Source organism: Salinicola sp. LHM (assembly GCF_034479735.1).
Lineage (GTDB): Bacteria > Pseudomonadota > Gammaproteobacteria > Pseudomonadales > Halomonadaceae > Salinicola > Salinicola salarius.
Window position 1 is genome coordinate 2,185,719 of the sequence record NZ_CP140261.1, and the last position, 12,716, is coordinate 2,198,434.

The window sequence follows — 12,716 nt, forward strand, 5'->3', positions numbered from 1 at the left end:
ATCAGTCGTCCGTGCGGAGGTACTGGTAGAGGGTTTCCCGGCTGATGTTGAACTCGCGGGCAAGCTGCGCCTTGGGCTCGCCGGCCGTCGCTCGCTGCCGCAGGGTAGCAGCCTGCTCATCGGACAGGGCTTTCTTGCGGCCTCGGTACGCGCCACGCTGCTTGGCCAAGGCGATACCCTCACGCTGCCGCTCGCGGATCAGGGCGCGCTCGAACTCGGCGAAGGCACCCATCACCGACAGCATGAGGTTGACCTCAAATTGACACTGCGTATTCCAGAGAACGTGATGACGGAAGGTTGAACCTTCCGTCATAGCGCATCTGGTTTGGCCTCCCGTCAGCCAACCACGGGAAACACTGACTCGATCATTGGAGAATGGTCAGCTTGGCCTTGAGATCAATGGCTCTCGCGAAGTTGTGGTAATTCGGCGATGTTCGCTGCACCTGCGCGTGCAATGCTTTCAGCGCCGCCGAATCCGCCGACGACTCCATTTCGACCTCATACTCGACCTGGTCGTACCCTGGATTGATCCCAGGATCGATTCCAAGAAAACCTCTCAGATCGAGGCTTCCCTTCGTGCGGATAGTCAGCGATTGCAACTCGATGTTCATTGCCGCCGCATTTGCCGCGTAGGTTGCAGTCATGCATGCGTTCAACGCAGCCAGGATCAATTCTTGTGGATTAGCGGCCGTGTCGGTACCGAGCAATTCTGCCGGTTCGTCCGCGTCGATGACAAAGCCGCGCGCCAAGGCCGTGTCACCTAGTACGAGCGGCATGGTTCGCGCACGCGTCCGGGTGCCACCCTCCCAGGTTGTCACGACGCCGAACGTCGCGATGCCTGCGGCGGGCTTTGCTGCGACCTGATCTGCAAACTCACGCAATGCGCCGACGTTGATCCCGTTGCCGGGAGTTCCTTTAATGTTTGTGTTCATTTCTCGTTCCCCCATTATGTGTTACGCCCGGCCATCACGCCGCCGTCAACGTCCCAGATTGCGCCCGTCACCCATGCTGCCTTGTCCGACAACAGGAAGAGGATGACCTCGGCGACGTCTTGTGGCGTCCCAACCCTGCCGATTGGGTGGAAGCTGTTGAATCCCTGTAAGGCGCCATGAACCTCGGCCTTGGGTATGAATCCCTCGTAAATCGGCGTTTCGACAACCGCCGGAGAAACGGCATTGACCCTGATTTGTTTGGATGCCAGCTCCATCGCAAGGTGCTGGGTCAGCGAATGCAAACCTGCTTTTGCCATCGAATACGCGGACGACGGCGTAGCCGCAATCGCCTGCTTGCCCCACATCGAGCCGATGTTCACAATGGCGCCGGGACGCTCGCTGGCCACGAGATTGGCCACGACTTTTTGTGTGATGAAGAAGAACGCTTTATTCAACGTCAAATATTGTTCGTAATCACTTTCCGTGTGCTCAAGAAACGCCTTCGGGAAGAACACCCCAGCCGCGTTGACCAGAAGATTGATGTCCTTGTGGTGTTCATCGATGGTATGCAGGAGTCGCTTCACATCTTCGGCTCGCGAGAGATCGGCAGTCAGGGCGGTCACGGTGCCCAACGACGACAGCGCCTTGCGGGCCTCTTCGGCCTTGTCTTCACGGTGACCGACGATGACGACGCTTCCGCCTTGCTCAAGAACCATGCGGGCAGTTTGCAGTCCCATCCCGCTAGTGCCGCCGATGACCAACAACTTCTTGCCATTAAATTCAGTACTCATAATAATCTCCTTAACTACCAACTAAATGGTAGGGTTGTGTTGCAAAAAAAGTGCCGACCTCAGGTCAACACGGTGGAAAGAAAAGTGTTTCCAACTTCGGCCGGTCCGCGTGACGACCGCATGCCACGGCCCACCATCATCGAGCCTTCCAACGCGCACAAGAATGCCTCTGCGAGAGCCTCTGGGGTGGAATTCGAGGTGATCAGCGCGGCACGCTGACCATCGGCAACGACAAGAGTCAACCAGTCGAGATTGACTTTAAAGAATCGCTCGACCTCGCTCACAACGGCGTCCGGCAGCGAGTCCGACTCGGCACCCAACATGCCGCAGACACAAAGGCGCCGGTCCTTGGCGAAGGTGCGTTCGAAAAGTGCCGCATACGCAGTTAGCCTGTCAGGCGCTTTCGCATGCTGCCCTTCGATGCTCAGCAACTCCTCACGAAACCGGTGCGTGTAGCGCTGTGCGACCACGGCCACGAGTTCACCCTTCTTGGGAAAGTGGTGGTGGATACTTGGTTTTTTGATGCCTACCAACTGGGCCACGTCGTCGTATGAGAAGCCGTTGTAGCCGTGCTGCTGTACCAACCCTTCAGCGGCATCGACCACCCGCTCGGCGGTCGGCGAGATTTCGGAGAAATGCTTCATGCAAGCGCCTCATTTGATTCGGCGACTGGCAGGTGGCCTGTCTTGACCAGGATGGTGCAGCCTGTATTGCTGAAGGGACGGTGAGCACTCAAATGCGGACTGCGCATCCATGTGCCGGTAGGGTAGCTTCCGAACTCATCCTCAAAGACGCCTTCCAACACATAGATTTCTTCACCGCCGTAGTGACGATGCGAATTGAATCGTGTCCCCGGGGCCCAGCGCACCAAAGCCGTATGTTGTGTGTCGAACTCAGAAAGTGGCATCACCGACAGACCCGGCACGAGGCCTGGAAACCAGGGGCCGTTACGGGTGTCGACCACGGTGCGTTGGCTGTCGGCTAGATCAAGATGGCGCAGCTTGACGAACAACGTGCAACCCGTCGCGGAGCTCGGTGCATGCGAAGAACCTGGTGGATTCTTGATGTAAGTCCCAGGCCCGAAGGTCCCGGATTCGTCGCTGAATTCGCCGTCCAGGACCAGAATCTCCTCGCCCAAGTCGTGCTTATGATTTTCAAAAGCGGAGCCCGGCGCGTATCGCACGATCGAGGTGGCACGCGCCACTTCGTCGCCATCACGCTCCAGTAACTGGCGTTGAATCCCGGTCGCTGGCGAATCGACCCACTGTAAGCTTGAAGGCTCGACGACAACACGCTGCGAAAGATCTGAATTGAGTTTCATGGCTTTATTTCATCTACCGACTACTTGGTAGGTAAGTTATAAGATCCCGATTTGTTTGTCAAATAGCTTTCGCCATTTTCTTTCATCCATTGAAAAAACAATGAATTGGTTACAAGAACTCGCGAAGCTTAGCGTACGATTTTTTCCGAATTCTCTATCGTCCCCAATCTGGTCCCCTGGGGACTGCTGACGGCAGCATTGCTGCTGATCCTCAACTGGATCGATGTCTGGCGATTGAAAGCCCCTTTCACCGGCTATCCCACCGAGAAGAGCGCACTGCTGATGCCCTGCCTGCTGGCGCTCGTGGTCATTGTGCTGCACCTGCTCTGGCCAGGGCTCTCGATCCCGCTGATCATTGCCATCGTTGCCCCGCTGTTCTCGTTTCTGTTGATGCCAAGGGATCATCGGCGCGAGCGCATGCAACATCAGTTCACGTATGGATTACAGCGGCTGGCCCCGCAATTTGCACTGTTCCTGGGCGCCGGCGTCATCTCTACCGGGCTGGCGGCGCTGCTGGCCAGCCTACCCGACGGACTCGACCTGCCAATCGCCCATTTCGGACACTGGCAAGCCTGGTTTGCGCTCGGCATGATCGTGATCATCTCGTTTACTGGCATCCATCCCTTGATAGGTATCGCCACCTTGGCGCCGCTGATTGCACCGCTCCATCCCGATCCGACCCTGCTCGGGATGCTGTTCTTGATGTGCTGGGCACTGGGCACCGGCAGCAGCCCGCTATCCGGCAGCAATCTGGCCATCTGCGTACGCTACCAGATTGCCGTTCGGGAGATGCTGCGCTGGAACCTGCCTTACGCCGTGCTGGGCTGGTGCTGCTGCGGGGCCGTGCTGGCGCTCCACGCACGTCTGGGCTAGCGATTCGCGCTGGGATGCCAAACAGCCCTAGGCTAATGACTAAGGCAGGCAAGCATCATCCACCAGCCGGTCAGGCTACAATGATCACCAACTCACATCGCTGCACGGAGAATCACAGATGAGCGACCTCGCCGGTATGCGACGGGACTACGAAGGCGAAGCCCTGGCGCCGGAAAACACCCCCGATACACCGCTCCCCTTGTTCGAAGACTGGCTGAAGCAGGCGACCGAGAGCGAAGGGGCGGATGCCAATGCCATGACGCTGGCTACGGTGGACAGCGAAGGCTATCCCCATGCGCGCATCGTGCTGTTGAAGGGCTTCGACGCACAGGGTTTCCGCTTTTATACCAACTACCAGAGTCAGAAAGGCAACGAGCTTGCCCATGTTCCCAATGCCGCCCTCGTGTTCTGGTGGCCGGGACTGCAGCGCCAGGTTCGTGTCGAGGGCAGTGTCGAAAAGGTCGATGCCAAGCAGTCGGACGATTACTTCTCCAGCCGGCCTCGCAAGAGTCAGCTGGCAGCCTGGGTGTCTCAGCAGAGCGTCGAAATCCCCAATCGGGACTGGATGCAGGAACGGTTGTCGCGCTTCGAGCAGGTTTACGCGAACCAGTCCGTGGAAAGACCGCCGCACTGGGGGGGATACTGTCTCGTCGCCCATGCGATCGAGTTCTGGCAGGGCCAGCGCAGCCGACTGCACGACCGTGTGCGCTACACGCGTCGAGACCTCCAGACGCAGGAGTGGCATCGCACCCGTCTGGCGCCCTGAATTGCCGACGTCGGCCTGCTATCCCGGTTTCGATAGCCGATAGAAGATAGCCGATCGCCAACGCAAAACGCCCGGTCTGACGACCGGGCGCTTCGTGGGGACTGATGGCGGGCCAGGTTATTCGGCAGTGCCGTCGGTCCACTCGGCGACGACATCAGGATGTTCGTCGACCCACTTCTTGGCGTTCTCGTAGGGATCCGAACCCTCTTCCTGGTTCATGAGCATGACTTCGCCCATCTGATCCGGCGTCCAGTGGAAATTGTCCAGAATGGCGTAGGCCTGCGGCATCTCTTCCTTGAAGCCTTTGTGTACGACCGTGTTGATATGCTCGGCATCGCCGAAGGCCTTCTTGGGGTCGTCGAGATACTTGAGATCCCAGCGCGCAAACATCCAGTGCGGCGTCCAACCGGTCACCACGATGTCTTCCTTGTTCTGGATCGCACTGGCCAGCGAGGAAGTCATGGCCGCGCCACTGCTCGACTGCAGCTGCAGGTCATCGATACCGTATTCATCGATGGCATCTTCTGTCTGCGCCATCAGACCGGCGCCCGGATCGATACCCACGATCTTGCCATCGAATTCGTCAGCATGATCGTTGAGCTGTTCGATGGAATCGATATCGGTATAAGCCGGCACGACCAGCCCAAGCTTGGTCCCCTCGAGGTTGGGACCGAGATCCTCGACCTCGTCCTGGACCTGCTTGAGATAATCGCCATGAGTCGTCGGCAGCCAGGCGGCGACCATGGCATCGGCATCACCGGTGCCTACGGCCTGCCACATGACGGCCGCGCCCAGCGAGTTCATTTCAACGTCATATCCCTGCTCTTCGAGCACGGCGCGGATCACGTTGGTGGAAGCGACTTCGGAAGCCCATTCGACGTAGGCCAGCTTGACGGTTCCCTTGCTGTCCTGGGCCTGAGCGACACCGGCGGTCATGCTGATACCGGCAGCCATCATCAAGGCACCATAGCGAACGGCTTGTGACATTGCGTTGCGTGTCATCGACTTTCCCCTTTTTGTGGTTTACGTACCGCAAGTCATGCTGCCGGCCAGAGCGCCGACAGCATCAGACTCTACTTCGTTTAAACGCCCTGTCTGGTTTAAACGCTCTACCTGGCTTTCTCGCGCTACTTCGTCTTCTTGCCACCGCTGAGAGATTGCGTCAGCCGGTCCAGAAGCATCGCCATGATGACGACAGCGATACCGGCTTCGAAGCCTTCACCCGGACGCAACCGCTGAATGGCGCGCCAGACTTCGCTGCCCAGGCCGTTGGCGCCGATCATCGCCGCGATGACGACCATCGACAGCGCCAGCATGATGGTCTGGTTGATACCGCCCATCAGCGTCGGCAGGGACAGTGGCAACTGGACCTTGATCAGCTTCTGGCTACGCGTGGAGCCGTAGGCGTCGGCCGCTTCGATCAGATCCTTCGGCACCTGCCGGATCCCCAGCGTGGTGAAGCGGATGGCCGGCGGCATCGAGAAGATCACCGTGGCGAAGATGCCGGATACCGAGCCGATACCGAAAAACGGAATTGCCGGAATCAGATAAACGAAGGCAGGCATCGTCTGCATGAAGTCCAGGATCGGCATGATCACCTTGTAGAAGCGATCGGATACCGCAGCCAGAATCCCCAGCGGCAAGGCGATCACGATAGCCACCAGCGTCGCGATGACCACCAGCGTCAGAGTCTGGATCATCGGGTTCCACAGGCCGAGGTTCCAGATCAGCGCCAGGCCAATCAGCGCCCCGATGGCCAGGCGCCGCCCACTGACTTTCCAGCACAGCAATACCACGACGGCGATCAGCGCCCATTCAGGCAGCCACATCAACCCGTCGTTGAGCAGATTGATGCCGGTCTGCGTACCGCGGGAAATCGCCCGGGTGACGCCGGAAAACTCGGTAGTCAGAAAATCCAGCCCGCCCTCGATCCAGTCGCCCAGCGGAATTCTTGGAATATCGAAATCCATCATTCTTCTCCCGTCTGCGCCAGTTGTTCGAGTACGGCACCCTTGACCACCACGCCGAGCAGCCGCTGCTGGTCATCGATGACCGCCACGGGAATGCTCTTGCCCTGAAACATGGGGTACAACGTGGCCAGCGGCTCGTCCGGACCGATGCGGGGGAAGTCGGTCACCAGCAGTTCCTGGATCGAATCCTTGCCGGCTTTCGCTGCCTCATCGAGGCTATCGGCCTCCAGAATTCCCAGCAGTTTGCGCTCGCGATCGACGACGTAGATCGAGTCCAGCGCATTCTCGCTCATCTTGCGCAATACGGTGCGCGGGCCGTCGTCGTGACGGGCCGTGGCGCGAACCGGGCGCATGACGCGACGTGCCGTCACGACGCGAGAGCGATCGACACCCTCGGTGAAGCGGGCGACATAGTCGTCGGCAGGACGTGTCAGCACTTCTTCCGGCGTGCCGATCTGCACGATCTCGCCATCACGCAGCAGAATGATCCGATCGCCGATATTGAGCGCTTCATCGAGATCGTGGGTGATGAAGATGGTGGTTTTCTTCATTCGATGCTGCAGCTCGATGAGCTCCTGCTGCATGTCGCGTCGGATCAGTGGGTCGAGGGCGGAAAAGGCCTCGTCCATCAACAGCACGCTGGAGTCGTTGGCCAGCGCACGAGCCAGGCCGACACGCTGCTGCATCCCGCCGGACAGCTGATTGGGATAGGCATCTTCCCAACCCTCGAGCCCCACCTGCTTGAGCGAATTCCTGGCCTTCTCGGCCCGCTCGGCCTTGTCGATGCCGCGAATCTCAAGCCCGTATTCGGCGTTCATCTGCACCGTGCGATGCGGGAACAGGGCGAAATTCTGGAACACCATCGAGAAGTGTCGACGACGACAGTGCAGCAGCGCCTTGTCGCTCAATTGGGGAATGTTCTCCCCACCGATGATGATGTCACCCTCGGTAGGTTCGATCAGGCGATTCAGACAACGAATCAAGGTCGACTTGCCTGAGCCGGAGAGGCCCATGATGACGAGGAGCTCGCCTTCCCGAACGTCGAAATTGATATTGGAGAGTCCGAGCGTCTGCCCGGTCTTTTCGAGGATCTGGGCGCGATTGAGACCCTCGTCACGTAGCTTGAGCGCTTTCTTGGTGTCGTCGCCGAACACCTTGCTCAAGTTTCGCACTTGAATCTTGGTTTGCTGTGTGTCGGTCATGTCAGGCCTAGGTTGGCAAAGCAGAAGAAGCTCTTCACGTGCCGGTTAACGCGCGTGTCGAACGGTATCTGTTAGTGTTGTTAGGTTTCGCATCATACGGTTTTATCAATAACCCTTCAAACGACAATATCCTATAATTGAATGATCGTTCAACTTATTGCCGTTTCTACCTGCTCCTCCCTGCGATCAAATCTTTCGTCTCGTCAGTCCAGTGCCGCCTCCAGACGATGGCGCTGCCAATCGCTCTGCGGTTCATTCAGCCGTAGCGTGGCTTCGAGCACGCCCTCTTCGATATTCAGGCGCAGCTCGAACCCCAGGCTTGCCAGCAATTGTCGCATCGGCAGGTTATCGCTCATGACCGTTCCGACCATGGCAAGCGTTCCCACCTGGCGACTGTAATCGATCATCTTGCGCATCAGACGACGCCCGAGGCCAATGCCGTGGAAATCGTCACGGATGATGATCGAGAACTCGGTACGAATGTTGTCGGGGTCGTTCCATACCCGCACCACGCCCAGCATCTCTTCGCCGCGTGGCCCGCTATCGCTGGCTTCTGCACTCTCATTTTCTTCGCGTCGGCGAACCGCGATGAATGCCATCTGGCGGTCGTAATTGATCTGGCTGAGCTGGGAAAGATCCCGCGTCGACAGCACCGCCTTGTGATGGAAATAGCGGTAACGAATGCTCTGCTCGGACAGGAAGGTATGGAAATGGGTGATCAGCGGCGCGTCCTCGCCTCGAATCGGACGAATTTCCACGTTCATCCCCGCCAGCACCACCGTTTCCCGTAACTGTTCCGGGTACGGCATGATCGCCTGTGTCGAGGCTTCCCCCAGATCCAGCGCGAAATCGACCGCCAGCAGACCCTCTTGGTTGAGCAGCAGCGGATTGATCTCGAGCCCTTTGAGGCGCGGCAGGTCGGAAGCCATCTGAGACAGTTTGACCAGCAGGCGAGAGACCCAGGCGATCGCCTCCCGAGGATCGTCGCTGTGTTCGCGAATCAGTCGACCTGCCCGCGTACGGTCGATGAGCTCTGCCGCCAGCCGCATGTTGAGCGGCGGCAGCGCCGTCTGGCGATCCGCCATGACATCGATCTTGTAGCCCCCGGTGCCGAAGACGATGACCGGGCCGAACTCCGCATCTCGCGTGATGCCGGCACACAACTGCAGCGAGCCCTTGCCGCGCTGCATGGTCTGGAGACAGTAGCTGTAGATGGGGCTGTCCGGCAGCGCTTCGCTGACACGCGCCTCCAGACGGACGACCGCATCTACCACACTGCCGGGCTGCTCCAGGTCCTGAATCAGCGAGGCAGCCTGCCGACGCGATTCCCCGCCATAGCGAAACGGTTCGCAGTTGTCACGATGGACGACCTTGACCGCCCATGGCCCCTGCAGCCGTTCGGTGGCCCGCTCCGCCTGCTCCAGATCGAACACATACTCGCTGGGGGCACATTCGATACCGTAGGCCCCCAGCACGTCGCCGGTTTCCTGGTGGGTCAGCCGATCCCGCTGGCGTGCCAGGGCATCGTCGATGAGCGCATGACAGCGCTGGCGCATCTCGGCACTGGAGCCGAACGGCAGCGATGGCGGGGTCTCCTGCAACAGGTTCTGGACCTGGCGATAGCGCACCAGATGCAGGAAGGCTCTGACGGCCTTCTCCGGCGACACGTAGCTGGGAATGCCGGCGCGGTTGCAGGCCGCACGGGCATCCAGCGCCTCCTTCAGCCCCATCCAGCTCACCAGCAGGCGATGCCGGAAGCGCTGGCGCGCCTCGACCAGCGCATTGGCGGTCGCCAGGGATGGCGCCAGTCGTGTCGGCGCGTGCAAGACCAGCACCGCATCGACATTAGGGTCGCGCGTCACGATCTCCAGCGCACTCAGATAATCTTCCGGCGTGGCGCTGCCGCCCAGATCGACCGGATTGCGTCCCGGGCGGCTGACGTCCAGCTTCTGCGTGATCAGTGCCTGGGCGGATGCCTCGCTGAGTTCGGCCAGCAGACCGCCGCCGTCGATCAGCTTGTCGATCGCCAGCAGCGCCGGACCGACGCCATTGGAGACGATCGCCAGACGATCGCCCTTCGGCGGCCTGAACCGCGACAGCGTTTCCAGCGCATCGAACAGTTCGTCGGAATCGTCGACGCGCACGACCCCGGCACGGGCCAGCGCGGCATCGACGATGGCATCGCGACGATCGATGCCGGCCGTCGGCGCAACCGGGCTCAGCGTCGCCTCGGCGGTGCGTCCGCTCTTGATCGCCAGCACCAGCCGGTTACGCGACGATTCACGCAGCGCCGTCATGAAGTGGCGCGCATTGCGGAACGCCTCCAGATGCAGCAGCAGCGCCCGGCAGCGCCCGGATTGATTCAGGTAGTCGATGACATCCGGCAACTGGACGTCGAGGCTGTCTCCCAGCGTCACCAGATGGGAAAAGCCGACCTCGCGGCCAGCGGCCCAGTCGATCATCGCGTTGCCCAGCATGCCCGACTGGCCCAGGTAGGCAACGCTGCCATCGCCAATCGGCTGACTGGCGTAGGTCGCGTTGAGCCGCATGGAGGGAACCGCGACGCCGAGACACTCTGGCCCCAGTACCCGCATGCCGGATTGCAGCGTCGCCTTTTGCAGCCGTGCCCGCAGCGATCCTTCTCCTCGGGATCCACGCAGCGATCCTTCTCCCTGGGATCCAGCGAGCGCCTCGGCACCTTCGCCAAGCGACGCTCCGCCCGACACGATCAGCGCCGCCCTGACCTGCCTGGCACCTAGTTTTTCCAGCACCTCGGGCACGCCGTGCAAGGGCGAACAAATGATGGCGAGATCCGGGGTTTCGGGAAGGTCGGCAATACGCCGGAAGCAGGCCACGCCATGAACCTCCTTGTAACCGCGCGGATTGACCGCCCAGATCGGGCCGGGAAACCCTGCCAGAAGCAAGTTTTGAAGAACGACTCCCCCGGTCGACTCGGGCTTGGGGGAAGCTCCGATCACCACCAATGAGCGCGGAGCGAAAAATCGGCGCAGAAACTGCGTGGCCACGGTGGACCTCACGACGTTGGTTATGAGGTTTTCAACCCTACACGGTCAGGCCGCCGAGGTTTACCTCATAGACCAAAGTCGAAGCACAACGGTGTGACGCAGCGCACCGCTCTCGCCCAGAATGAAGCGACTTCGAACCGGCTGGCGAGACTCATGATCACTTCGTATCTCACTCATCCCGACATCGTTCTGCATGACATGGGCTCTCACCATCCGGAATCTCCCATGCGCCTCGAGGCCATACGTGCCAGGCTCATGCTGAGCGGCCTGCTGCAGCAGACGATGCAGTCGGAGCCCGGGCCGGCGACGCGCCTCCAGCTCGAGCGAGTGCATGCCCCAGACTACCTCAGCGCACTGGACGCACAGCGACCACAAAGCGGCCTTCAGCAGCTCGATAGCGACACGCGAATGGGACCGTACTCGCTGGAGGCCGCAGCGTTGGGTGCCGGTGCGGCGATCCGGGGTGTCGACCTGGTCTGCGGCAACCGTGCCGACAACGTCTTCTGCGCCGTGCGCCCGCCCGGCCACCATGCCGAGCGGGCGCTAGCGATGGGCTTCTGCTTCTATAACAACGTGGCCGTGGCGGCCGCCCACGCACGCGCCGTTCACGGCATAGAGCGAATCGCGATCCTCGACTTCGATGTCCACCAGGGCAACGGCACACTGGACATCTTCCACGACGACCCATCGATACTGGTCTGCAGCAGTTTTCAGGAAGCGTTCTACCCTTGGCGCTACCTGACGGGCCAGTGGCCCAACATCATCAATACGCCTTTGGCTGCCGGCACGGGCAGCCTCGGCTTCAGGAGAGCGGTGGAAGCGGCGTGGCTGCCTGCCCTGGATCGGCATCGCCCCCAACTGGTGCTACTCTCCAGCGGCTTCGATGCCCACCGAGACGATCCGCTGGGTCAGTTGGCGCTCGATCATGAAGACTTCTACTGGATTACCACGCTGGCGATGGATGTCGCGCGGCGGCATGCCGGCGGCAAACTGGTCTCGGTGCTGGAGGGCGGCTATCACCTGAAGACGCTGCCGTTGAGCGTCGAAGCCCATCTGACGGCACTGCTGGGCCATCCCTATTCGGCCTGACGCCGTGCCGAGCGCTTTCGGCGCAGGGCCTGGGCGCCGCGCTGTGATATTCTTGAGCCTTCAATGCTGCACAATGTTTTTCCCACGCTCCTGACAGAGAGTTTCATGGCCGCCAGTAACGATCAGGATGCCGCGCTGCGCATCGCCGCCGGTCGCAAAGCCTTCGTCGAACCCCTTCGCCTGGGCGAGCGGCTCAAGGAGATACGGCTTTCGAACCATTGGACGCTGGGCGACGTCAGCGCCCGCACCGGGCTGGCCCGCTCGACGCTGTCCAAGATCGAGAACAACCAGATCTCGCCGACGTTCACCGCCGTTCAGAAACTGATCACCGGTCTGGGCATTGACCTGCCGCAGTTGCTCAAGCCCACCAAACCCAAACGGCAATCCAGCGGCCGGCGCGACCTCACTTCGCGCGGCGATGGCAAGCAGCACCCGACCCCGACCTACGAGCACGAGCTTCTCTCGTGCCAGCTGGCCCAGAAGCGGATGATCCCGTTCAAGACGATCGTGCGCGCTCGGCACTTCGAGGAGTTTCAGGAGTGGGTTCGCCATGACGGCGAAGAGTTCCTGATGGTTCTCGAGGGCAGAATCCTGATGTATTCGGAATTCTACGAGCCGCTGGCGATGGTCGCCGGTGACTCGCTCTACTTTGACAGCGACATGGGCCACGCCCTGGTCTCCACCAGCGAGGACGACGCCGTGGTGCTTTCGGTCTGCACGCCCGGCGACACGGACTGACGACTCTT

General features: G+C 60.5%; 12 protein-coding genes and 1 pseudogene. 4 read left to right on the forward strand and 9 right to left on the reverse strand.

The window, feature by feature from the left end; translation table 11 throughout:
* Position 1: 1 nt before the first annotated feature.
* From R5R73_RS10095 to R5R73_RS10115, 5 genes and pseudogenes are all read right to left on the reverse strand, one after another.
* Positions 2-250: pseudogene (locus tag R5R73_RS10095) on the reverse strand (helix-turn-helix domain-containing protein); the annotation flags it as partial.
* Positions 251-365: 115 nt separating this feature from the next.
* Complete coding sequence (locus tag R5R73_RS10100) at positions 366-932, reverse strand: OsmC family protein (RefSeq protein WP_004574805.1); 567 nt, start codon at positions 930-932, stop codon at positions 366-368.
* Between the two features lie 14 nt (positions 933-946).
* Complete coding sequence (locus R5R73_RS10105) at positions 947-1,723, reverse strand: SDR family NAD(P)-dependent oxidoreductase (RefSeq protein WP_004574804.1); 777 nt, start codon at positions 1,721-1,723, stop codon at positions 947-949.
* A gap of 59 nt (positions 1,724-1,782) precedes the next feature.
* Positions 1,783-2,367, reverse strand: coding sequence for a TetR/AcrR family transcriptional regulator (locus R5R73_RS10110; protein WP_004574803.1), 585 nt, complete (start codon positions 2,365-2,367; stop codon positions 1,783-1,785).
* Positions 2,364-3,044: a cupin domain-containing protein gene (locus tag R5R73_RS10115; RefSeq protein WP_004574802.1), complete on the reverse strand. Its 681-nt coding sequence runs from the start codon at positions 3,042-3,044 to the stop codon at positions 2,364-2,366. The genes R5R73_RS10110 and R5R73_RS10115 overlap by 4 nt, the downstream gene beginning before the upstream one ends.
* 198 nt (positions 3,045-3,242) lie before the next feature.
* On the opposite strand from R5R73_RS10115, the gene R5R73_RS10120 reads away from it, so the two are divergent.
* Both R5R73_RS10120 and pdxH read left to right on the forward strand, forming a co-directional pair.
* Positions 3,243-3,917, forward strand: a complete 675-nt coding sequence (locus R5R73_RS10120; RefSeq protein ID WP_322527436.1) for a hypothetical protein — start codon at positions 3,243-3,245, stop codon at positions 3,915-3,917.
* Positions 3,918-4,035: 118 nt separating this feature from the next.
* Positions 4,036-4,683, forward strand: coding sequence for a pyridoxamine 5'-phosphate oxidase (gene pdxH / locus R5R73_RS10125; RefSeq protein WP_071231204.1), 648 nt, complete (start codon positions 4,036-4,038; stop codon positions 4,681-4,683).
* 117 nt (positions 4,684-4,800) lie between these two features.
* On the opposite strand, the gene R5R73_RS10130 is transcribed toward pdxH, so the two are convergent.
* The 4 genes from R5R73_RS10130 to R5R73_RS10145 form a co-directional block, all read right to left on the reverse strand.
* Positions 4,801-5,685: a glycine betaine ABC transporter substrate-binding protein gene (locus R5R73_RS10130; RefSeq protein WP_071231205.1), complete on the reverse strand. Its 885-nt coding sequence runs from the start codon at positions 5,683-5,685 to the stop codon at positions 4,801-4,803.
* Between the two features lie 125 nt (positions 5,686-5,810).
* On the reverse strand, positions 5,811-6,653 hold the full coding sequence (locus R5R73_RS10135) for an ABC transporter permease (RefSeq protein ID WP_071231206.1): 843 nt from the start codon (positions 6,651-6,653) through the stop codon (positions 5,811-5,813).
* Positions 6,653-7,855: a quaternary amine ABC transporter ATP-binding protein gene (locus R5R73_RS10140; RefSeq protein ID WP_110632692.1), complete on the reverse strand. Its 1,203-nt coding sequence runs from the start codon at positions 7,853-7,855 to the stop codon at positions 6,653-6,655. Before R5R73_RS10140 ends, R5R73_RS10135 begins: the two co-directional genes overlap by 1 nt.
* A gap of 203 nt (positions 7,856-8,058) precedes the next feature.
* Positions 8,059-10,881, reverse strand: coding sequence for a bifunctional acetate--CoA ligase family protein/GNAT family N-acetyltransferase (locus R5R73_RS10145; protein ID WP_322527437.1), 2,823 nt, complete (start codon positions 10,879-10,881; stop codon positions 8,059-8,061).
* Positions 10,882-11,034: 153 nt separating this feature from the next.
* On the opposite strand from R5R73_RS10145, the gene R5R73_RS10150 reads away from it, so the two are divergent.
* Together R5R73_RS10150 and R5R73_RS10155 are read left to right on the forward strand one after the other, a co-directional pair.
* Positions 11,035-11,970, forward strand: a complete 936-nt coding sequence (locus R5R73_RS10150) for a histone deacetylase family protein (RefSeq protein WP_322527438.1) — start codon at positions 11,035-11,037, stop codon at positions 11,968-11,970.
* 105 nt (positions 11,971-12,075) lie between these two features.
* Complete coding sequence (locus R5R73_RS10155; protein WP_087720361.1) at positions 12,076-12,708, forward strand: helix-turn-helix domain-containing protein; 633 nt, start codon at positions 12,076-12,078, stop codon at positions 12,706-12,708.
* Positions 12,709-12,716: the final 8 nt, after the last annotated feature.